The 21173-nt window shown below is 66.1% G+C and carries 18 protein-coding genes and 1 riboswitch; of the genes, 5 read left to right on the forward strand and 13 right to left on the reverse strand.

The window, feature by feature from the left end; genetic code table 11:
* Window positions 1–157 precede the first annotated feature (157 nt).
* The 9 genes from ACFW0B_RS21360 to ACFW0B_RS21400 form a co-directional block, all read right to left on the reverse strand.
* Window positions 158–868, reverse strand: a complete 711-nt coding sequence (locus ACFW0B_RS21360) for a PqiC family protein (protein WP_449150971.1) — start codon at window positions 866–868, stop codon at window positions 158–160.
* A gap of 143 nt (window positions 869–1011) precedes the next feature.
* Window positions 1012–3270 (reverse strand): DNA topoisomerase IV subunit A, encoded by a 2259-nt coding sequence (gene parC / locus ACFW0B_RS21365; protein WP_449150972.1) that lies wholly within the window; start codon window positions 3268–3270, stop codon window positions 1012–1014.
* Between the two features lie 7 nt (window positions 3271–3277).
* Window positions 3278–3802, reverse strand: a complete 525-nt coding sequence (locus ACFW0B_RS21370; protein WP_449150973.1) for a retropepsin-like aspartic protease family protein — start codon at window positions 3800–3802, stop codon at window positions 3278–3280.
* Complete coding sequence (locus ACFW0B_RS21375) at window positions 3799–4782, reverse strand: esterase-like activity of phytase family protein (RefSeq protein ID WP_449150974.1); 984 nt, start codon at window positions 4780–4782, stop codon at window positions 3799–3801. The genes ACFW0B_RS21370 and ACFW0B_RS21375 overlap by 4 nt, the downstream gene beginning before the upstream one ends.
* Window positions 4779–6668, reverse strand: coding sequence for a DNA topoisomerase IV subunit B (gene parE / locus ACFW0B_RS21380; RefSeq protein WP_449150975.1), 1890 nt, complete (start codon window positions 6666–6668; stop codon window positions 4779–4781). The genes ACFW0B_RS21375 and parE overlap by 4 nt, the downstream gene beginning before the upstream one ends.
* A gap of 14 nt (window positions 6669–6682) precedes the next feature.
* On the reverse strand, window positions 6683–7300 hold the full coding sequence (locus ACFW0B_RS21385; protein ID WP_449150976.1) for a YqiA/YcfP family alpha/beta fold hydrolase: 618 nt from the start codon (window positions 7298–7300) through the stop codon (window positions 6683–6685).
* A 58-nt stretch (window positions 7301–7358) separates the two neighbouring features.
* Window positions 7359–8174 carry a 3',5'-cyclic-AMP phosphodiesterase gene (gene cpdA, locus ACFW0B_RS21390; RefSeq protein ID WP_449150977.1) on the reverse strand — a complete coding sequence of 272 codons (816 nt, stop codon included), beginning with the start codon at window positions 8172–8174 and terminating at the stop codon, window positions 7359–7361.
* A 136-nt stretch (window positions 8175–8310) separates the two neighbouring features.
* On the reverse strand, window positions 8311–8766 hold the full coding sequence (locus ACFW0B_RS21395; protein ID WP_449150978.1) for a DUF1249 domain-containing protein: 456 nt from the start codon (window positions 8764–8766) through the stop codon (window positions 8311–8313).
* A complete protein-coding gene (locus tag ACFW0B_RS21400) occupies window positions 8757–9374 on the reverse strand; it encodes an NUDIX domain-containing protein (RefSeq protein WP_449150979.1) in 618 nt (205 codons plus the stop codon). The genes ACFW0B_RS21395 and ACFW0B_RS21400 overlap by 10 nt, the downstream gene beginning before the upstream one ends.
* Window positions 9375–9568: 194 nt before the next feature.
* Between ACFW0B_RS21400 and ACFW0B_RS21405 the strand changes: the two genes are divergently transcribed.
* Window positions 9569–10309 carry a DUF3298 and DUF4163 domain-containing protein gene (locus ACFW0B_RS21405; RefSeq protein WP_449150980.1) on the forward strand — a complete coding sequence of 247 codons (741 nt, stop codon included), beginning with the start codon at window positions 9569–9571 and terminating at the stop codon, window positions 10307–10309.
* On the opposite strand, the gene cytX is transcribed toward ACFW0B_RS21405, so the two are convergent.
* Window positions 10266–11567: a putative hydroxymethylpyrimidine transporter CytX gene (cytX, locus tag ACFW0B_RS21410; protein ID WP_449150981.1), complete on the reverse strand. Its 1302-nt coding sequence runs from the start codon at window positions 11565–11567 to the stop codon at window positions 10266–10268. The two genes, ACFW0B_RS21405 and cytX, sit on opposite strands and share 44 nt — an antisense overlap.
* Window positions 11568–11692: 125 nt before the next feature.
* Window positions 11693–13576 (reverse strand): phosphomethylpyrimidine synthase ThiC, encoded by a 1884-nt coding sequence (gene thiC / locus ACFW0B_RS21415; RefSeq protein ID WP_449150982.1) that lies wholly within the window; start codon window positions 13574–13576, stop codon window positions 11693–11695.
* A gap of 89 nt (window positions 13577–13665) precedes the next feature.
* Window positions 13666–13772: riboswitch (TPP riboswitch) on the reverse strand.
* Between the two features lie 218 nt (window positions 13773–13990).
* On the opposite strand from thiC, the gene ACFW0B_RS21420 reads away from it, so the two are divergent.
* The 3 genes from ACFW0B_RS21420 to ACFW0B_RS21430 all read left to right on the forward strand — a co-directional run bounded on the left by ACFW0B_RS21420 (window position 13991) and on the right by ACFW0B_RS21430 (window position 18469).
* Entirely contained in the window at window positions 13991–15439 is a 1449-nt protein-coding gene (locus ACFW0B_RS21420) for a TolC family outer membrane protein (RefSeq protein WP_449150983.1), read from the forward strand.
* Between the two features lie 406 nt (window positions 15440–15845).
* Window positions 15846–17816 carry an oxidoreductase gene (locus ACFW0B_RS21425; RefSeq protein ID WP_449150984.1) on the forward strand — a complete coding sequence of 657 codons (1971 nt, stop codon included), beginning with the start codon at window positions 15846–15848 and terminating at the stop codon, window positions 17814–17816.
* A 29-nt stretch (window positions 17817–17845) separates the two neighbouring features.
* Complete coding sequence (locus tag ACFW0B_RS21430; RefSeq protein ID WP_449150985.1) at window positions 17846–18469, forward strand: cupin domain-containing protein; 624 nt, start codon at window positions 17846–17848, stop codon at window positions 18467–18469.
* A 59-nt stretch (window positions 18470–18528) separates the two neighbouring features.
* Here ACFW0B_RS21430 and waaA read toward each other — a convergent pair whose 3' ends face one another.
* A complete protein-coding gene (gene waaA / locus ACFW0B_RS21435) occupies window positions 18529–19794 on the reverse strand; it encodes a lipid IV(A) 3-deoxy-D-manno-octulosonic acid transferase (RefSeq protein ID WP_449150986.1) in 1266 nt (421 codons plus the stop codon).
* A 69-nt stretch (window positions 19795–19863) separates the two neighbouring features.
* On the reverse strand, window positions 19864–20748 hold the full coding sequence (locus ACFW0B_RS21440; RefSeq protein ID WP_449150987.1) for a LysR family transcriptional regulator: 885 nt from the start codon (window positions 20746–20748) through the stop codon (window positions 19864–19866).
* Window positions 20749–20840: 92 nt separating this feature from the next.
* Here ACFW0B_RS21440 and ACFW0B_RS21445 point away from each other — a divergent pair, with 92 nt between their 5' ends.
* Window positions 20841–21173, forward strand: coding sequence for a DMT family transporter (locus tag ACFW0B_RS21445; protein WP_449150988.1), 333 nt, complete (start codon window positions 20841–20843; stop codon window positions 21171–21173).

The following is a 21173-nucleotide window of genomic DNA, read 5'->3' on the forward strand; positions in this document are numbered from 1 at the left end:
TTGAACAACTCGCCCAGGTCGAGCAACTGCTGTTGAAAGGACATAAAAAATCCGATGCCAGAGGTCTGGCATCGGATTCTCGGGGAGCCACGGCAACAGCTCAAATGCTTATGTGAACAGCATTACGCATCAAGCGGGCTTTTTCATTATCCAGCGATCAGAAGCGGAAGACTTCCACGTCGGTTCGTACCGGCGCCGCCATGGGGATCTTCGGCGGCTGCGGCGCCTTGGCCTTGGGCGGCGGGTTGGCCGCTGCCGGCTTGCGCGGCGCCTCGACGGCAACCGGCTGACCTTCCAGGGGCTTCACGGCATCGGCCAGTTGTTCGGCCAGTTGCTGCAGCAGCTTGCTCTGAGCCCGCACCTGGTCGGCGGCAGTTCCGGCGTGGGGTTCCTCAAGGCGCACCAGGCGGCTGTCCCGCAGCTGGCCGGCACGGTCCAGCAGGCGCCATTGCGCCTCCAGCACGGCCGGGCGCTGGGGGCCGGAGTCGAGGCGGCTGATGGTCAGCAGCACCTGTACTTCCGGAGTGAAGCCGGGGTTGCCCGGGGCCAGCACCAGGCGCTGGCTGTCCAGGCGCCAGGACAGCTGGCGCAGGAGAACCTGGTCGATATCCGCCGCCAGGCTGCCGGCCCAGCGGCCGTCCGGGGCTGCGGTCAGGCTGCCGTCGGCCTGGCGTTGCAGGAGGGTTTCACGTTGAAGGTAGTCGGCCACGGTCACCGGGCCGAGCAGTACTTGCATCCCAGCCTTCTTTGACGGCACCTCCGGGGTGCCCGCATCCAGCTGAAACATGGGAATCGGGGGGCTATGTACACAACCGGCCAGGCCCAGGAGGCTCGCCAGCATCAAAGCCAGGGGAAAACGCACGCTCATTAATCTCACCCACGGCCGCCTTGTGGGCAGCCTGCAGTCGAATTCATTCGTCCTTGCCATCATCAGGGGACGGCAAGGGGACATATCATCCGTCAATGTGACGCAGGACTCCATAGCCCCACGTCAATTCGCCATCGCCAGCCTCAGGCAAGCGATTCCACCTGCAGCGCGTCAACTCGCTGGAAACCGCGTGGCAGCTTGTTTCCACGGCGTCCGCGCTCGCCCTTGTAATGCTCCAGGTCATCCGCCCTGAGCGACAGGGTGCGTTTGCCAGCCTGCAGGACGAGGGTTGCACCCACCGGCAGCACTGCCAGATCGGTGAGGTACTCCTCGCGGCTGGCAACGCGATCGCCGGGGATACCGATGATCTTGTTACCCTTGCCCTTGGCCAGCTGCGGCAGGTCGGCGACCTTGAACAGCAGCAGGCGGCCTTCGGTAGTCACCGCCGCCAACCAGTCGTCCTCGACGCTCTGCACCAGGCGTGGCGGCACCACCCTGGCGCCGGTCGGTAGGCTGAGCAGCGTCTTGCCGGCCTTGTTCTTGGCCTGCATGTCGGCGCCCTTGACCACGAAGCCATAGCCGGCGTCCGAGGCGATGACATAGGTGGCGTCATCCTCGGGCAGCAGCACGCATTCGAAACTGGCCCCGGGCGGCGGTGTCAGCCGGCCGGTAAGCGGCTCGCCCTGGCCACGGGCCGAAGGCAGCGAGTGGGCCGCCAGCGAATAGCTGCGGCCGGTGGAGTCGATGAATACCGCGTATTGATTCGAACGGCCCGGCGCCGCCGCCTTGAAGCCGTCGCCGGCCTTGTAGGACAGGCCGGTGGCATCGATATCGTGGCCCTTGGCACAACGCACCCAGCCCTTCTCGGACAACACCACGGTAACCGGCTCGGTGGGCATCAGCTCGGTTTCCGACAGGGCGCGGGCCTCGGCGCGGGTGACAATGGGAGAACGGCGGTCGTCGCCGTAGGTTTCGGCGTCCTTGATCAGCTCCTCGCGCACCAGCTTCTTCAGCTTGGCGTCGCTACCCAGCAGGGCCTGCAGTTTCTTCTGCTCTTTCAGCAGTTCCTCCTGTTCGCCCCGGATCTTCATCTCTTCCAGGCGCGCCAGCTGGCGCAGGCGGGTATCGAGGATGTAGTCGGCCTGGATCTCGGTGAGAGCGAAGCGCTCCATCAGCACCTGCCTGGGCTGGTCCTCGGTACGGATGATGTGGATCACCTCATCCAGATTGAGGAAGGCGATCAGCAAACCATCCAACAGGTGCAGGCGCTTCTCCACCTTGTCCAGACGGAACTGCAGGCGACGGCGCACGGTGCCGATGCGGTAGGTCAGCCACTCGCTGAGCAGGGTGCGCAGGTCCTTGACCTGGGGCTTGCCGTCCAGACCGATGACGTTGGTGTTGACCCGGTAGCTGGACTCGAGGTCCGTGGTGGCGAACAGGTGCTGCATCAGTTCGTCGGCATCCACGCGATTGGAGCGCGGAATGATGACGATGCGGGTGGGGTGCTCGTGGTCCGATTCATCGCGCAGGTCCGCCACCATCGGCAGCTTCTTGGCCTGCATCTGGCCGGCGATCTGTTCCAGCACCTTGGAGCCGGACACCTGGTGCGGCAGCGCGGTGACCACGATGTCGCCGTCTTCCACGCGGTACACGGCGCGCATGCGCACCGAGCCACGGCCGGTTTCGTAGATCTTCACCAGTTCGGCGCGCGGGGTGATCACTTCCGCCTCGGTGGGGAAGTCCGGGCCGAGGATATGTTCGCAAAGCTGCTCCACCGTGGCGCTCGGCTCGTCCAGCAGGCGCACGCAGGCGGCGGCCACTTCCCGCAGGTTGTGCGGCGGAACGTCGGTGGCCATGCCTACGGCGATGCCGGTGGTGCCGTTGAGCAACAGGTTCGGCAGACGCGCCGGCAGGGTCGCCGGCTCGTTCAGGGTGCCGTCGAAGTTCGGCACCCAATCCACGGTGCCCTGGCCCAGTTCGGAGAGCAGGACTTCCGAGTAACGTGACAGGCGCGCCTCGGTGTAACGCATGGCGGCGAAGGATTTGGGATCGTCCGGCGCACCCCAGTTGCCCTGGCCATCCACCAGCGTGTAGCGGTAGCTGAAGGGCTGGGCCATCAGCACCATGGCCTCGTAGCAGGCGGAGTCGCCGTGGGGATGGAACTTGCCGAGCACGTCGCCGACGGTACGCGCCGACTTCTTGTGCTTGGCGTCGGCGTCCAGGCCCAGTTCGCTCATGGCGTAGACGATACGGCGCTGTACGGGCTTCAGGCCGTCGCCGATATGCGGCAGGGCACGGTCCATGATCACGTACATGGAGTAGTTGAGGTAGGCCTGTTCGGTGAAATCGGCCAGGGAGCGGCGCTCAACGCCTTCCAGGCTCAGATCGAGGGATTCGCTCATGCGTGCCTCACGGAGAAGTGACTTGGCGCAGCACCAGGGTGCCGTCGCGCTGGGTGAATTCGAGTTGTTTCAGGGCGCTCATGCCGAGCAGCACCTCTTCGCCGTCCATGCCCGGCACGATGATCGCCGGCACCTGGGTCAGGCGTATGTCACCCAGGCGCAGGTCCTGCAGCTGGGTGCGGTGGCCGGTGACGCGGCCGTTGGCGGTACTCAGGGTGACCGCGGCGCCGGGCGCCAGGCCAAGGCGCTCGGCGACCCGCGCCGGCACCGCCACCTGGGTGGCGCCGGTGTCGAGCAGGAAGGTCACGGCCTGGCCGTCGATGCGGCCGTCCAGCCGGTAATGCCCCTGGCGGCTGCTGGCCAGACGCACTTCGACGTAACCGTCGCCGTGCAGCGACTCGGGCGCGCGATTGGGGTTGTGCTGGCGGTCTTCCCAGACGCCGAAGTAACGCGTGGCCAGGATCAGGCCGATGCCCCAGGCGAGCACCAGCATGACTCTTCCCGCGCGTTTGCCCGGCGTCTGCGTGGTCATTGCGCGCTCCAGCCGCCTTTCGGCGCAGAGAAGCGCCAGACGATAGGACGCCGATCGCCATCGGCGCGGGCCTTGCCACCGTTGTCGAGGCCGACCCAGGCCCCTTCGGCGTCTATCCACAAGGCTTCGGCCACGCCGAAAGGCACGCCATAGCGACGGGTATCGGCCAGGGCTTCCTCGGCGAAGGACCAGCAGCGCTCCACTTCGCCACTGCTCGGTTTTCGCCGGCAGATCTGGTGCGCCAGGCGCTCCAGGGTGAAGAGCTTTTCCTCGAAGAAGGCGAGGTCGGAGAAGTCGCGTGGCATCTGCTGCTCGCTGCCGATGGGGGCTGGCGGCGTTTGGGTGCCGGCTTCACTGAAGATCACGCAGCCGCCGGCACAGCGCCAGGTGGATTGCTGCTTGTGCACCACCATCAAGCCGCGGCGCTCACGCTCGGCGGCGAGCCACAGGCGCTCGCCCTTGGGGTCGACGGCGATGCCCTCCAGCAAGGCGTTGAAGTGCAGCAGCATGCCGCTGGCGCGCGCCTGGCGGATCAGGTTGTCCGGTAGCAGCAGCCAGTTGGGCTCGCCGGCCACCGGTAGCTGCAGCACCGCTGCATTGGCCTCGCTGACCAGATAGCGGTTTCCGGCTTCATCACAGCTTATGCTTTCGAAATCCAGGTCGTTGCCCCGCAACATGCTGATGATCCAGGAGCGCGCACGGATGCCCCAGGGCAGGCTGCTGGGCGGTGGCGGCGGCGCGTGGAACACCTCGGCCTCCGCCTGGAGCACGCCGCCGATGGGCTTGAGCCGATACAGCTGGTGGTCCACGCGGTCGGACACCGCCAGGAGGTCTTCCCCACAGCGCGCCAAACCGGAGAGATTGCCCTGCCGCATCCCGTCCACCGGGTATTCCGCGGCCAGACGCAGCTGCTCGGGGTCGTCGGCGGCCCAGAGCGGCGCACAGAACAGGGCAGCGAGGAGAATAAGCGCTCCCCTCACACCATGACCTCGGCCAGGTTGCCCTTGGATTCCAGCCAGGACTTGCGGTCGCTGGCGCGCTTCTTCGCCAGCAGCATGTCCATGATTTCCACCGTGCCGTCGGCTTCTTCCAATGTCAGCTGAACCAGACGGCGGGTGTTCGGATCCATCGTCGTTTCGCGCAGCTGTGGCGGGTTCATTTCGCCCAGGCCCTTGAATCGGGTGACCTGGGGCTTGCCACGCTTCTTCTCGGCCACCAGGCGGTCGAGGATGCCGTCACGCTCGGCTTCGTCCAGGGCGTAGAAGATTTCCTTGCCCAGGTCGATACGATACAGCGGCGGCATGGCGACGTAGACATGCCCGGCTTCCACCAGCGAGCGGAAGTGGCGGACGAACAGCGCGCACAGCAGGGTGGCGATGTGCAGGCCGTCGGAGTCGGCGTCGGCGAGGATGCAGATCTTGCCGTAGCGCAGCTGGGAGAGGTCCTCTGCACCGGGGTCGACGCCGATGGCGACGGCGATGTCATGCACTTCCTGGGAGGCCAGCACTTCGGCGCCGTCCACTTCCCAGGTGTTCAGAATCTTGCCGCGCAACGGCATGATCGCCTGGAATTCCTTGTCACGCGCCTGCTTGGCAGAACCGCCGGCGGAATCACCCTCCACCAGGAACAGCTCCGCGCGCATCGGGTCCTGCCCTGCGCAATCGGCCAGCTTGCCGGGCAGTGCCGGGCCCTGGGTGATTTTCTTGCGCTCGACCTTCTTGCCCGCCTTGAGACGGCGGCCGGCGTTGCTGATGGCCAGTTCGGCCAGCTGCATGCCCAGGTCCGGGTTGGCATTGAGCCAGAGGCTGAAGGCATCCTTCACCACGCCGGACACGAAGGCGGCCGCCTCGCGGGAGGACAGGCGCTCCTTGGTCTGCCCCGAGAACTGCGGTTCCTGCAGCTTCATCGAGAGGACGAAGGCGATGCGTTCCCAGACATCCTCCGGCGCCAGCTTGACGCCACGCGGCAGCAGGTTGCGGAACTCGCAGAACTCACGCATGGCGTCCAGCAGGCCCTGGCGCAGGCCGTTCACATGGGTGCCGCCCTGGGCGGTGGGAATCAGGTTGACGTAGCTTTCCTGGACGCTGTCGCCCCCCTCGGGCAGCCAGAGCAGCGCCCAGTCCACCGCTTCCTGGTTACCGGCCAGGCTGCCGCAGAAGGGCTCGTTCGGCAGGCGCTCGAACTCGCTGACGGCGTCCACCAGGTAGGAGCGCAGACCATCCTCGAAGTGCCACTCGACGCGCTCGCCGCTGGCCTTGTCCTCGAAGGTGACGGACAGCCCCGGGCAGAGCACGGCCTTGGCCTTGAGCACGTGCTTGAGGCGGCTGACGGAGAATTTGTGGGAGTCGAAATACTTGGCGTCCGGCCAGAAATGCACGCTGGTGCCGGTATTGCGCTTGCCGACGCTGCCGATGACTTCCAGCTCGCTGGCCTTGTAGCCGTCGGCGAAGGTCATCCTGTATTCGCTGCCGTCGCGCTTGACCCGCACTTCGACGCGGGTGGACAGGGCGTTCACCACCGAGATGCCCACGCCGTGGAGGCCGCCGGAGAACTGGTAGTTCTTGTTGGAGAACTTGCCGCCGGCATGCAGCTTGGTGAGGATCAGCTCGACGCCGGGCACGCCTTCTTCGGGGTGGATGTCCACCGGCATGCCACGGCCGTCGTCGATCACCTGCAGGGAATTGTCCTCATGGAGGATCACCTGCACGCTGCGGGCGTGGCCGGCCAGGGCCTCGTCCACGCTGTTGTCGATGACCTCCTGGGCCAGGTGGTTGGGGCGGGTGGTGTCGGTGTACATGCCCGGGCGCTTGCGCACCGGGTCGAGGCCGGAGAGGACTTCGATGGCATCCGCGTTGTAAGTAGCCATGGATTCCCTTTCAGTCAGAGGTCGGAAAAGTCGATGTCACGCCACAGCTGCGCGGGAAAGCCGGCAAAGGCCAGCAAGGCGGGCAGATGGGCGGGGAAGTTCTGGAAACCGTGGTCGCCACCGGCCTCGATGCGCAGGGCGCAAGCGCGGTAGTAACGCTCCGCCTGGCGGTAGTCGAGGGTTTCGTCGGCCGTCTGCAACCATACCTGGTAGCGGGCCGGGTCCCGAGGTGGCGGCACTTCCAGCTCGGCCAGCGCCATCACATGCTCCGCCGTCAGTTCCCAGGTTTCGTCGCTGAAGTAGTTCTTCTGTGGGCCGAGCCGCCCCTCGAACAACCGGTGCGGGGCTACCGCGGGGTTGATCAGCACGGCCGAAAGACCGTGGCGCTCGGCCAGGTGGGTCGCATAGTAGCCGCCCAGGGAGCTGCCGACCAGCACCGGGCGCCCCAGCTCGGCGATGGCGTCCTCGAGCTGGCCGATGGCCAGGCGCGGATGATGGTGCAGGGCGGGAACCCGCAGGCGATCGGCCAGCCCCAGGCGCTGCATGAGCACGCCAAGCTGGCGCGCCTTGTGTGAAGACGGCGAGCTGTTGAAACCGTGGATATAGAGAAGGCTGGGTTGCAAGCTGGACACGCGGCTTCCTGGCAGATCGAGGGAAAGTTGTACTTCTTGCCGTGCCGCGGCGCGAAGGTCAATAACCCTTGACGCTGTAATCCACTTCGAAGGCGATTCCAGTCACCCGTGAAACCCCGGTTTCAACGCTGCCGTCGCGCCCCAGACGCAACCAGCGGTAGCCCGGTGCTTCGTTGCCCACGCAGAAATCCTCGCTGCCCGGCGCGAACTGCACGCAGGTGGACGGCGATGCCAGCAGGCGCACGTCGTTGCGGAACTGGTCGAACTCCTGGTGGACGTGGCCCCAGAGCAGCACCCGCACCTGCGGATAACGCTCCAGCACGGCGAACAGGCTTTCGGCATTGCGTACGCCGATCGGTTCCATCCAGGCACAGCCGATGGGCACGGGATGATGGTGGAAGCTGACCAGCACATGGCGCTCGCCAGCACCTTCGAGGGCGTGTTCGAGCAGCGCAAGCTGCTCGGCGGGGAAATGGCCGGGCACCGCACCGGCGATGGTGGAGTCCAGCAGCACCACCCGCCAGTGGGGGAAGTCGACAATGGGTTCCAGGGCCGAAGTGCCGGCGCAGACATCGCGCATCACCAGGACTTCGTCATGGTTGCCGGGAAGCCAGCGGGCGGGCGCGGGGATGTTCGCCACCAGCTCGCGGAAAGATTCGTAGGATTCGGCCGAACCGTCCTGAGAAAGGTCGCCGGTAGCCAGCACCAGATCGATGCCCGACTGTTCCTGCAGCACCTGGTCGATCACCCGGCGCAGGCTGTCGCGGGTTTCCATGCCCAACAGCTTGCCGTCTGTTTCGGCGAACAGGTGGCTGTCGGATAGCTGCACCAGCAGCACTGACTCGTCAGCGGCGGGGAGGACTGGATTGGGCAAGGCCTTCTCCTTGGGCGAGGTGTTCCGATTATGGTTGCTGCGCGCGCAACGGGTAAACCCGCGAAGCGGGAATGGTTCACAGTTAAGGATTGCCGATTGCGCCGCGCCACCCCGTCGCAGGTCGTTGCGAACGGAACTAGAGGACGACCGGCTCTAGCTCGTGGCCACAGGCCAGGCAATGGCTCAGCCACTCGCCGAGGAAGAGATTGAGCTGGCTCTTCTCGTCGGGCTGGTGCATGGCGGCATTCGGATAGGCATATACGCTGCGCAAGCGCCGCGCATTCTCGGCACCGACCACCTCGGCCATGCGCGCGTCATGGTAGACGCGCACCTCCAGTTGCGGCGACGGCAGCCAGGGCAGGCCGTGCTCCTGGCGCACCTGCAGCGTGGTGGTATAGGGGCAGGCTTCGACCACTTCCAGGGCCAGCACGCCGAGCAGGTGCTCGCCCTGGCTCATCGCGACGCGACGGGAACCGCGCACCTCGCGCATCTGCGGGAGCAGACGCATCAGGCGCGCGTAGTTCGCCTCGCAGGCTGCCTGCAGCCCGATGAGGTCGACCCGGTAGCGATCGCGCAACAGATTCACGTCCACAACCCCCTGACTTCGGTACAGTTCAGCGCCAGCCACTGCAGGGCCAGCATGGTCGCGGCATTGTCCAGCCGCCCTTCCCCCATGAGGGCCAGGGCATCTTCCAGCGGCAACACATGCACGCGGATGTCTTCGCCCTCCTCCGCCAGCCCGTGTACGCCTCCCGCATTGCTGCTGTCGCAACGCCCGAGGTACAGGTGTACACGCTCGTTGGAGCCCCCTGGAGATGGATAGTAAGTGGTGATCGGCCACAGCGAAGTCAACTGGAGATCGGCCTCTTCGACGGCTTCCCGACGGGCGACATCCTCCGGCTCCTCGTCCTTGTCGATCAGCCCGGCCACCAGCTCCAGCAACCAGGGGCTCTCGCTCTTGCCATAGGCGCCCACGCGGAACTGTTCGATCAGAACCACCGCATCCCGCTGCGGATCATAGGGAAGCACGCAGACGGCATCATGACGGACGAAGAGCTCCCGCTGGATGATCGGCCCCATGTCACCGGAGAACAGCCGATGGCGCAGGCGCAGGCGGTCCAGGCGATAGAAACCCTGGAAACAGGTTTCTCGCTCGACGATTTCAACGGCGTCCGGGCCCGGCTTGAAGGTTTCGCTCATGGGGATCTCACTGTTGCGGAAGGCTTCGATCCGCGCATCCTACGCCTTGGTCGCGAGGGGTGCAGCCTCTTTGCAGATGGGCCGCGGGCTGGGAAGATGCGCGGCGAAAGGCTGCCCGCAGAGCGCGAACTCATGGCCCCGGCGGCAGTCGAAGCCTGCACTTTTTCCGGAATCCGTCCCCGAAGATGAAGCCGATGCACCTTGCCAGACTCCTCGCCGCCGCCTGCCTCGGCACCCTCCTCAGCGCCTGCCAGATGCTGCCCGGCGGCAGTGCCAAGCTGGAACCGCAGCGCCACGCCTGGGAACACCTGAAACCCGGTTGCCAGGGCGAAACCTGTCCCCTGGTGAACATCGACACCATCAGCTTCACTGACGAACCGCAGCTCAGTGCGCTGATCAACGAGCGCCTGCTGCGCATGACGCAGGACGCCCCCGGTTCGCCGCTGCCGGCGTCGCTGGAGTCCTACGAGAAGGATTTCCTCGCCAGCGCCGAACCGGGCTGGAGCAGCTACCTGCAGGCCAAGGTGCTGGAGCAGCACGACAACCTGGTGCTGGTGGAACTGTCCAGCTACCTCTTCACCGGCGGCGCCCACGGCATGCCGGGGCGCGGCTTCATCAACTACGACCGCAAGCTGGAAAAGCCGCTGAGCCTTGGCGACATGCTGCTTCCCGGCCAGGAAGAGGCCTTCTGGAAAGTCGCCGAACAGGCCCATCGCCGCTGGCTGGTGGCCAACAAGTTCGACCAGGACCCCGACTTCATCAAGACCTGGCCCTTCGAGCGCACCGCCAACGTGGGCCTGGGCTACGGCGCCGTGCTGCTGAAGTACGACGTGTACAGCATCGCGCCCTACTCCAGCGGGCACCCGGAACTCCGCATCCCCTATCCGCAACTCAACGGAATATTGAAGCCCCAGTACTTCCCCGGACGCGGCTGAAGCGTCCCAGAAGGAGCTGCAATACGCCGGCCGCCAGCAGGGCCGGCAGAGTCGCCCCCAGTTCTGGCCAGCGATTGGCCAGCAGGTGGTAGATCGCCACGCCGCAGCCCCAGGCCAGCAGCGTATCCCAGCGCAGCGCCACGCGCGGCGCGAGTTCCGTGCGGCGGCGCCGCAGGATGAAGTGATCCACCAGCACCACGCCGAACAGCGGCGCGAACACCGAGCCGATCAGCAGCAGGAAGTTCTGGTATTCGGCCAGCGGCGCGAACCAGGCGATCAGGGTGCAGAGCACGCCGATGGCCAGCGTCAGCTGTTCCACCTTCAGTGGTAGCAGGATGCCGCTGGACACCGCCGCCGAGTGGATGTCGGCAAAAGCCTTTTCCGACTCGTCCAGCAGGATCAGCAGCAGCGGGATCCCCATCCCGGCACCAGCCAGGGCCAGCAACAGGGCATTGGCGTCGCTGCCCTCGGCGAATGCCAGGGTGTAGGCCACGCCAAGGCCCATCAGCCACAGGCAACCGATGAAGAAGCCCAGTGCCGAACCGATAAACACGCCGCCGCCATTACGGCCGAAGCGCGAGTAGTCGGCGATCAACGGCAGCCAGGACAGCGGCATGGCGATGGCGATGTCGAAACCCAGGGCGAACGACATGGAACCATCGCCGGCACGCGCCATCAGTGCGGTGAAGTCGGTGCGGTTCAGCAGGTCCCAGGTCAGCCAGACGCAGGCGCCCAGCAGCAGCCAGATGCCCCAGCGGCGCAGGATGCGGCGCACGAAGGCGAGCGGGCCGGCCACCGCCAGCAGGGTGGCAAGGGCACCGAACACCAGGGTCCAGAGCACCGGCGAGGCCCACGGGCTGCCTTCGCCCAGGCCTCGGGCGACCAGCAGGCTGGCGGCGTCACGCATCACGATGATTTCAAAGGCGCCCCACCCCACCAGTTGCAGCAGGTTGAGGAACGCCGGCACGGTCGCACCAAGTGAACCGAGACTGAGCTTGAGCGAGGCCATGGCGGCAAGGCCGGTATCGCTGCCGATCATCGCCACCGAACCCAGCAGCAGTACACCGACGCAGGTACCGAGCAGGATAGCCAGCAGCGCATCGCTGGTGCCGAGGCCCGGCGCCAGCAACGCGCCGGTCTGCAGCACCATCAGGCCGAGGCCGAGGGAGAACCAGAGGGAAAACAGGTCACGCGTGCCGAGTACACGCTGGTCGACGGCGACCGGAATGGACGGCGAATAGCTGGTTGGAGTGTTCACGGTGGCAGATGCCCTGGATGGATTGTCGCTATGGGTTTTCCACAAACCGGAAAGCCGGGCGCAAGGCCCGGCTTCCAGCATGGGCGTGACAGGTCAGCGCCTGTTCACGGTTTTTCGGCAGGCGGTCAGACCTGCTTGTAGATCATGGACCCCTCTTCCTTGAAACGCCCGGCCTGCTCGGCGAAACCGGCCTCGATGGCCTTCTGCTCGTCGGTCAGGCCGTTCTCCTTGGCGTAGTCGCGCACTTCCTGGGTGATTTTCATAGAGCAGAACTTCGGCCCGCACATGGAGCAGAAGTGCGCCACCTTGGCCGACTCCTTCGGCAGGGTCTCGTCGTGGAAGGCACGCGCGGTGTCCGGGTCCAGGCCGAGGTTGAACTGGTCTTCCCAGCGGAACTCGAAGCGCGCCTTGGACAGCGCGTTGTCGCGGATCTGGGCACCCGGATGGCCCTTGGCCAGGTCGGCGGCGTGGGCGGCGATCTTGTAGGTGATGATGCCGGTCTTCACGTCATCCTTGTTCGGCAGGCCCAGGTGCTCCTTCGGGGTCACGTAGCAGAGCATGGCGCAACCGAACCAGCCGATCATCGCGGCGCCGATGCCGGAGGTGATGTGGTCGTAGCCGGGAGCGATGTCGGTGGTCAGCGGGCCAAGGGTATAGAAAGGCGCCTCGTCGCAGCATTCCAGCTGCTTGTCCATGTTCTCCTTGATCAGGTGCATCGGCACGTGGCCGGGGCCCTCGATCATGGTCTGCACGTCGTGCTTCCAGGCGATCTTGGTCAGTTCGCCGAGGGTTTCCAGCTCACCGAACTGCGCGGCGTCGTTGGCGTCGGCGATGGAGCCCGGACGCAGGCCGTCGCCCAGCGAGAAGCTGACGTCGTAGGCCTTCATGATTTCGCAGATTTCCTCGAAGTGGGTGTAGAGGAAATTCTCCTTGTGGTGGGCCAGGCACCACTTGGCCATGATCGAGCCGCCGCGGGAGACGATGCCGGTGACGCGCTTGGCGGTCAGCGGCACATAGCGCAGCAGCACGCCGGCGTGGATGGTGAAGTAGTCCACGCCCTGTTCGGCCTGCTCGATCAGGGTGTCGCGGAACAGTTCCCAGGTCAGGTCTTCGGCGATGCCGCCGACCTTTTCCAGGGCCTGGTAGACCGGCACGGTGCCGATCGGTACCGGCGAGTTGCGGATGATCCACTCGCGGGTTTCATGGATGTGCTTGCCGGTGGACAGGTCCATCACGGTGTCCGAGCCCCAGCGGATGCCCCAGGTGAGCTTGGCGACTTCTTCCTCGATGGAGGAGCCCAGTGCCGAGTTGCCGATGTTGCCGTTGATCTTCACCAGGAAGTTGCGGCCGATGATCATCGGCTCCAGCTCCACGTGGTTGATGTTGGCCGGGATGATGGCGCGGCCGCGGGCCACTTCCTGACGCACGAACTCAGGGGTGATTTCCTTCGGAATGGCAGCGCCGAAGCTGTGGCCGGCGTGCTGCTCCTTGAGCAGGCCGGCTTCGCGCGCCTCGGCCAGCTTCATGTTTTCACGGATGGCGACGAATTCCATCTCGGGCGTGATGATGCCCTTCTTCGCGTAGTGCATCTGGGTGACGTTCTGGCCGGCCTTGGCGCGGCGCGGGTTGCGCACGTGGGCAAAGCGCATGGCGGCCAGCTCGGCATCGGCCAGGCGGCGCTGGCCGAACTCGGAGGTCAGGCCCGGCAGGCGCTCGGTGTCGTTGCGGTCGTCGATCCAGGGCGAGCGTACATCGGCCAGGCCCTTGCGCACGTCGATGCTGACGTTCGGGTCGGTGTAGGGGCCGGAGGTGTCATAGACGGTGACCGGGGCATTGATCTCGCCGCCGAAGGCGGTGGGGGTCACATCCAGGCTGATTTCACGCATGGGCACGCGGATGTCCGGGCGGGAGCCCTGAACATAGACTTTCTGCGAGCGGGGGAAAGGCTGGACGGATTGCTGATCTACCTGGGCGCTTTCACTCAGGTTTCGTTGTTGTTTTGCAGTCATCGGCTGGCTCCTGGGAATGATGTCGGAGCGAACCTGAAGGCAGAGTGCACCGGAACCGGTGCCGAGAGGAGCCTCCCGGAGTGCGGGATGGGGAGGCACATCTTGTTCCCTACGCAGGCCTTAACCTGATCAGGTTCAACGGGATCCGGAACTTTCCGATCTCAGCCTCCGATTCGAGGCACCCCGACAAGAACCCGCGCAGTCTAAACAAGCTCGACGGAGAAAACCAACCCGGTGGTCAGAATATAGTGACCACTACGTCGGGAAATGACGCGGCGGCAGCAACGAAAATCGATTGTTGCGCACAGGAAACATAGCTTGTCGCGAACTACACTCAGGCCGCCGGTGGGGCGTCTTGACCCGCTCCCAGCGGCCCCGTAGCCTTGCCCGACACACCAGAATCCAGGATTGATCATGCTGCGCAGACTCTCGCTGGCCATCGCCGTGGCATCCGCCGTTGCCGGAACCGCCTGGGCCGAAGATGCCCCCCTGTCAGCCAAGACGGACCTCGTGACCGTCTACAAGGACGCTGTCGACAACAACGCCGACCTCGCCGCCGCTCGCGCCAACTATGAAGCGCAGCGAGAGGCCGTGCCCCAGGCCCGTTCCGGCCTGCTGCCGCAAATCAACGGCGGCGCCACGTCCAGCGACACCCGGACCAAGCTGGACACCCCCTCCAACACCTTTTCCCGCAGCGGCATCGCCTACCAGGCGACCCTGAGCCAGCCGATCTTCCGCGCCGACCGCTGGTTCCAGCTGAAGGCTGCCGAGTTCAGCACCGAGCAGGCCGCCCTGGACTTCTCCGCGACCCAGCAGAACCTGATTCTGCAGACCGCCGAAACCTATTTCGCCGTGCTGCGCGCCCAGGACAACCTGGCCTCGACCAAGGCCGAAGAAGCGGCATTCAAGCGCCAGCTCGACCAGGCCAACGAACGCTTCGACGTCGGCCTCTCGGACAAGACCGACGTGCTGGAAGCCCAGGCCGGCTACGACACCGCCCGCGCCAACCGGATCATCGCCGAGCGCAACGTGGAAGACGCCTTCCAGGCCCTGGTGACCCTGACCAACCGCGAATACGCCTCGATCGAGGGCATCCTCCACACCCTGCCGGTCGTGGTGCCCACCCCCAACGACGCCAAGGCCTGGGTCGACACCGCCGCCCAGCAGAACCTCAACCTGCAGGCCGCCAACTACGCCGTCAATGCCGCCGAAGAGACCCTGCGCCAGCGCAAGGCCGGCCATGCGCCGACCCTGGACGCGGTGGCCAGCTACCAGAAGGGCGACAACGACAGCCTGGGCTTCAGCAATTCCGGCTCTACCCTGCCCGGCCAGGCCCCCTTCGGTGGCGACGTGGAGCAGCGCAGCATCGGCCTTCAGCTGAACATCCCCATCTACAGCGGCGGCCTGACCAGCTCCCAGGTGCGCGAGTCCTACCAGCGCCTGAACCAGACCGAACAACAGCGCGAAAGCCTGCGCCGCTCCGTGGTGCAGAACACCCGCAACTTCCACCGCGCAGTGAACACCGACGTGGAGCAGGTGAAGGCGCGCAGGCAGTCGATCATCTCCAACCAGAGCGCCCTGGAAGCCACCGAAATCGGCTACCAGGTCGGTACCCGCAACATCGTCGACGTGCTCGATGCCCAGCGCCAGCTGTACAGCTCGGTACGCGACTACAACAACGCGCGCTACGACTACATCCTCGACAACCTGCGCCTGAAGCAGGCGGCCGGCACCCTGAGCCCGGCCGACCTGGAAGCCCTGGCCAGCTTCCTCAAGCCCGACTACAACCCGGACAAGGACTTCCTCCCGCCGGACCTGGCCAAGGCCGCAGAAGCGAGCCTCAAAGGCAACTCGGAATACTGAGTTCCGCCATAACGAAAAGCCCGGCATCGCTGCCTGATGCCGCTCACATGAGAACGCCGCCTATCCCTCGCCGGGTAAGCGGCGTTCCCGGTTTCTGCGGCGGGGAAATACTGTAGGAGCCAGCTTGCTGGCGAATCGGTGATTTCCCACAAAGCTTCGCGAGCAAGCTCGCTCCTGCAACGACAGCCATACCCCGTGGGCGGTGCCTGACTGAGCAGCATTGCGGCATCGCGGCCGTACTTTTTCTTTTCCGTTCGGTCGTCCTCCGCCGGCCAGGTTACTTCAGTTCCTGCTGGCGTCATGAAGCCTCTCCGCCTAAGTAAAAAAATTGATTGATTTTTTACTTACGGTAAATTTTCATGACGCAACAAGAACAAGCGGGACCGCCAGGTCCTCAGGAGCCCCCATGTCCAGCGCCGCCCAGCCCGCCAAAAGCTTCCCGCACCTCTTCGAACCCCTGGAAATCCGTGGCAAACGCCTGAAGAACCGGATCATGTCCAGCGGCCACGACACCTCGATGCCCGCCGACAACTTGGTCAACGAGCAGCTCATCGCCTATCACCGCGCCCGCGCCAGGGGCGGCGTCGGCCTGATCGTGCTGCAGGTGGCCGGGGTACACGACAGCGCCCGCTACACCTCCCACGTACTGATGGCCACCGACGACGCCTGCATCGAGGGTTACCGGCGCCTGGCCGAGGCCTGCCACGCCGAAGGCACGGTGGTGCTTTCCCAAGTGTTCCATCCGGGCCGGGAAATCATGGAGTCCAGCGATGGGCTGTTGACGGTGGCCTGGTCCGCCTCGGCCTCGCCCAACGAGCGCTTCCGCGTGATGCCGCGCGCTCTGGACCAGGGGATGATCGACGAGATCGTCGCCGGCTACGGTGCCGCCGCCCGGCGCCTGTGCGCGGCCGGACTGGACGGCGTGGAGATCGTCGCCAGCCACGGCTACCTGCCCGCGCAGTTCCTCAACCCGCGGGTGAACCGCCGCGAAGACGGCTACAACGGCGACCTCGACGCCCGCCTGCGCTTCATCCGCGAAGTGATCCTGGCCGTGCGCGCCAACTGCCCCGACGACTTCATCGTCGGGATGCGCATCTCCGCCGACGAGCGTGACCCGGAAGGCCTGACCGAGGACGAATCCCTGGCAGCCGCGCTCGCCCTGCAAGGGCAACTCGACTACGTGCACCTGGTGGCCGGCACCTCGGCCTCGCTCGGCGGCGCCATCCATATCGTCCCGCCCATGGCCATCGAAGCCGCCTACCTGGCACCCACCGCCGGGAGCTTCAAGGCGCGGCTGGACATCCCGCTTTTCGTCACCGGGCGGATCAACCAGCCCCAGGAAGCCGAAGCCATCCTCGCCCGCGGCCAGGCCGACGTCTGCGGCATGACCCGCGCCCTGATCTGCGACCCGCAGATGCCCAACAAGGCCGCCGCCGGCCGCAGCGACGACGTGCGCGCCTGCATCGCCTGCAACCAGGCGTGCATCGGCCACTTCCATCGCGGCTACCCCATTTCCTGCATCCAGCACCCGGAAACCGGCCGCGAGCTGATCTATGCGCAAGCCAACCCGGCGACCGTGCGCAAGCGCGTGATGGTGGTGGGCGGTGGCCCGGCCGGCATGAAGGCCGCGGCCGTGGCGGCCCGGCGTGGCCATGAAGTGACCCTCTATGAGGCCGGCAACCAGCTCGGCGGTCAGGTGCTGCTGGCGCAGCTGCTGCCGCGTCGCGCGGAGTTCGGCGGCGCGGCCACCAACCTCCAGCGCGAAATGGAGCTGGCGGGCGTACAGGTCCTGCGCAATGTCCGCGTCGACCGCGCCCTGGTGGAGCGCGAGCGCCCCGATCTGGTCATCCTCGCCACGGGCGCCAGGCCCTACTGGCCGCCGTTCGAGCGCGGCGGCGAGCTGCAGGTGGTGGATGCCTGGCAGGTGCTGCGAGAGGAGGTGCAGCCGGGCCGCTCGGTGCTGGTCACCGACTGGCGCGGCGACTGGATCGCCCCCGGCATCGCCGAGCGCCTGGCGCGCAACGGCCACCAGGTGCGCCTCGCGGTGAACGGCACCCACTGCGGGGAGAACCTGCCGCTCTACGTGCGCGACCAGATGGCCGGCGAACTGCACAAACTGGGCATCCAGATCACGCCTTACGCCCGCCTCTACGGCTGCGACGACAACACGGTGTACATGATGCATTCCGCCAGTGGCGAGCCGATGCTGTTCGAAGACGTGGACACCCTGGTGCTCTGCCAGGGCCACCAGCCGGTGGACGACCTGGGCAGCGCGCTGGAAAGTCTGGTGGAGTTCCGCCGCATTGGCGACTGCCTGGCACCGCGCACGGCGGAAGAAGCCATCTACGAGGGATTGAAGGTCGCCTGGGATATCTGAGTGTCGCGGGGACTCGCGGCTGCCCTACAATGCCGCGATCCTGCGCCCCCATGGAGGGAACTATGAGCCCCAGCCTGCCATCGCCGAACGCTAACGCCGAGAGCCAGTTCCTCGGCACGCGAATCCGCGCGCTGCGCAAACGCCGGGGCCTGACCCTCACCGAACTGGCCGAGCAAAGCAAGCTCACCGCCGGCTACATCAGCCAGCTGGAACGCAACCTCGCCTTTCCGTCCATCCCCGCGCTGTTCAACATCGCGCAAAGCCTGGGCGTGACCATCCAGTGGTTCTTCGCCAGCGAGGCTCCCACCCGCGAAGCCGACCGTGGTTACGTCGTGCGCCGCAACGCCCGCACCAGCCTGCACTACGAGAACGGCATCACTGACGAACTGCTCAGCCCGCAACCGCTGCGCCAGCTGGAGATGCTCCACTCGCGCTTCCCGCCAGGTACCTACAGCGAAGAAAGCTACAGCCACGAAGGCGAAGAAGCCGGCTACGTGCTCAGTGGCGAATTCGAGCTCTGGGTCGGCGAGCGCCATTTTCACCTGCAGGAAGGCGACAGCTTCAGCTTCGCCAGCCGGGAACCGCACCGCTACGGCAACCCCGGCGAGAAGGACACGCTGATCCTCTGGGTCATCACCCCGCCGACGTTCTAGCCATCCGGCGTTCTTCTGTGTGCGAATTCATTCGCGAATGAATTCGCACAGGGCGTTGATCACAGCAGCCGCGCTATCCCATCCAGCAGCCGCTCCAGCGCTCCCTGATTGGCCTTGAGCACGCCCAGCCCTGCATCACGCATGGCCGCCGCGCAATCTGGCGCGGCCCAGAGCCCGCCGATCTGCGCGGCCAGTTCATCGGCATCCGCCACCTCGGCCAGCGCCCCGGCGTCCCGTAGCTGTGCGGCGATTTCGAGGAAGTTGAACAGGTGCGGCCCCGACAATACCGGCTTGCCCAGCGCCGCCGGTTCCAGCAGGTTGTGGCCGCCGTTAGGGACCAGGCTGCCGCCCACGAAGGCGATGTCCGCCAGCGCATAGAGGAACAGCAGCTCGCCCATGGTGTCGCCCACCAGAACCGCATCGGCTGCGGTCACCGGAGCGCCGGTCGAGCGGCGCACGGTCGCCAGCCCCTCGCGCCGACAGAGTTCGAACACCGGACCGAAGCGCTCCGGATGGCGCGGCACCAGGATCAGCAAGGCGTCGGGCCGTTGCACCAGCAGGCTCTTGTGGGCGGCGAGCATGATCTCGTCCTCGCCAGCGTGGGTGCTGGCGGCAATCCACACTGGCCGCGCCGCGGCGGCCCACTGCGCGCGCAGTTCCGCGGCACGGTGCACCAGCGCAGGGTCGATGTGCAGGTCGTACTTGATCGAGCCAGTCACGCCCACGCATTCCGGGCGCGCGCCGAGGGCACGGAAGCGTTCGGCTTCCGCCCCCGTCTGCACCGCGATCCAGCTCAGCTCGGCCAGCATGGGGGCTGTGAGCTTGCCGAAACGCGCATAACCCCGCGCGGACCGCTCGGACAGGCGGGCATTGGCCAGCACCACCGGAATGCCACGGCGGGCGCACTGGTGGATGTGGTTGGGCCAGAGTTCGGTTTCCATGATCACCGCCAGCTTCGGCCGCACCCGGTCGAGGAAACGCGAGGCCGCCCAGGGCAGGTCATAGGGCAGGTAGCAATGCTGCACCCGGTCGCCGAACAGGGCGCGGATGCGCTCCGAGCCGGTCGGCGTCATGCAGGTGATGGTGATGGGCAAGTCGGGATGACGTTCCAGCAGGGCACGCACCATGGGCGCAGCGGCGATGCTTTCCCCCACCGAGACGGCGTGCACCCAGATGCCGCCGGGCCTGATCGGTGGCAGGCCGAAGGCGAAGCGTTCGCCGATGCGGCGCGCATAGGCCGGCGCACGCCAGGCACGCCAGGCCAGGCGCAGGGCCACCAGCGGCAGGCCGAGATGGAACAGCAGGGTATAGAGGGTGCGATTCATGGGCGCGGAGCCTGGCCGATTTGGACGCGGATGATACCTCAGGGCTCGTTCAGCGGATTGTGCGAGCGCTCAGCCCATGGCCTGCAAATGCTCGGCAAGGCTATCGGCCAGCCAGAGCGCCGCCGGCCCCAGCGCCTCGTCACGGCGGCAGACCAGCTCCACCACCAGCGAGGGGGGCGTCCAGTCGCTGCGCAGTTCCACCAGCTGCCCCTGATAGGCCGGATACTGCGCCACATGGCGCGGCAGCCAGGCCCAGCCCAGGCCGCGCATCAGCAATTCCGCCATCACGTAGAAGCTGTCCGCGCGCCAGACCTGCGGGCCGATCTGCTCGCCACCGGGATAGCGACTGTCCTGGGGCGACATGAGGACCTGGCGGTGACGCGCCAGCTCGCGGCGATCGGCATAGGCCATGGCGGCCAGGGGATGGCTGGAACCGCACACGGTGACCATCTCGATGGTGCCCAGGCGCTGGCGCTCCAGGGCGTCGGGCATCTGCTCATGGTGGAACAGCAGCCCCAGGTCGGCGCGACGCTCCAGCAGCTTGCGCGCCACCTCGCCCTGGGCACTGGTGGTCAGCTGCACCTCCAGCAGCGGAAAAGCCTTGCCCAGGGCCTCCAGGCTGGCCAGCACCGGCTGATAAGGCATGGCTTCATCCTGGGCCAGGCGCAGGCGCGCCTCTTCGCCTTTCGCCAGCCCCAGGGCCTTGCCATCCAGGCGCTGGCACTGCCGCAGGACTTCCCGGGCCTCCTCCAGCAGGGCCATGCCCGCCGCCGTCAGGCGCGGCTGACGGCCGCTGCTGCGGTCGAACAGCTGCACCCCTAGATCCTCTTCGAGCATGGCGATGCCGCTGCTCACCGCCGACTGGGCGCGCCGCAGCCTGCGCGCGACCGCCGAGAAGGACTGGCCTTCGGCGACCGCAACGAACAGGCGGATCTGTTCCAGATTCCATTGCATGGCTAACAACCCATCTCAAAACCAGATGGGAAATGACTTTATCCCATCAGCCGGAAACTTAGAATTCGCGCCATTGCACAGGAGGGTCGACCATGACCGGCTATATCTATCTCGCCATCGCCATTGCCGCTGAAGTCGTCGCCACCACCTCGATGAAGGCCATCGACGGCATCAACAAGCCCCTGCCACTGATCCTGGTGATCGGCGGCTACACCATCGCCTTCTGGATGCTGACCCTGGTGGTGCGCAGCATTCCCGTGGGCATCGCCTACGCCATCTGGGCCGGGCTCGGCATCGTGCTGGTAAGCATCGCCGCGCTGGTGCTCTATCAGCAGAAACTGGATGCCCCCGCCGTGCTCGGCATGGGGATGATCGTCTCGGGGGTGGTTGTCATCCAGCTCTTTTCCAACAGCACCGGGCACTGA

This window comes from Metapseudomonas phytobenefica (assembly GCF_043392685.1).
GTDB lineage: Bacteria > Pseudomonadota > Gammaproteobacteria > Pseudomonadales > Pseudomonadaceae > Metapseudomonas.

Coding starts and splice junctions, on each gene's coding strand:
- ACFW0B_RS21360 (WP_449150971.1), bottom strand. CDS start 868: ATGAGCGTGCGTTTTCCCCTGGCTTTGATGCTGGCGAGCCTCCTGGGC.
- parC (WP_449150972.1), bottom strand. CDS start 3,270: ATGAGCGAATCCCTCGATCTGAGCCTGGAAGGCGTTGAGCGCCGCTCC.
- ACFW0B_RS21370 (WP_449150973.1), bottom strand. CDS start 3,802: ATGACCACGCAGACGCCGGGCAAACGCGCGGGAAGAGTCATGCTGGTG.
- parE (WP_449150975.1), bottom strand. CDS start 6,668: ATGGCTACTTACAACGCGGATGCCATCGAAGTCCTCTCCGGCCTCGAC.
- ACFW0B_RS21400 (WP_449150979.1), bottom strand. CDS start 9,374: ATGAGCGAAACCTTCAAGCCGGGCCCGGACGCCGTTGAAATCGTCGAG.
- ACFW0B_RS21405 (WP_449150980.1), top strand. CDS start 9,569: ATGCACCTTGCCAGACTCCTCGCCGCCGCCTGCCTCGGCACCCTCCTC.
- thiC (WP_449150982.1), bottom strand. CDS start 13,576: ATGACTGCAAAACAACAACGAAACCTGAGTGAAAGCGCCCAGGTAGAT.
- ACFW0B_RS21420 (WP_449150983.1), top strand. CDS start 13,991: ATGCTGCGCAGACTCTCGCTGGCCATCGCCGTGGCATCCGCCGTTGCC.
- ACFW0B_RS21425 (WP_449150984.1), top strand. CDS start 15,846: ATGTCCAGCGCCGCCCAGCCCGCCAAAAGCTTCCCGCACCTCTTCGAA.
- ACFW0B_RS21430 (WP_449150985.1), top strand. CDS start 17,846: ATGCCGCGATCCTGCGCCCCCATGGAGGGAACTATGAGCCCCAGCCTG.
- waaA (WP_449150986.1), bottom strand. CDS start 19,794: ATGAATCGCACCCTCTATACCCTGCTGTTCCATCTCGGCCTGCCGCTG.
- ACFW0B_RS21440 (WP_449150987.1), bottom strand. CDS start 20,748: ATGCAATGGAATCTGGAACAGATCCGCCTGTTCGTTGCGGTCGCCGAA.
- ACFW0B_RS21445 (WP_449150988.1), top strand. CDS start 20,841: ATGACCGGCTATATCTATCTCGCCATCGCCATTGCCGCTGAAGTCGTC.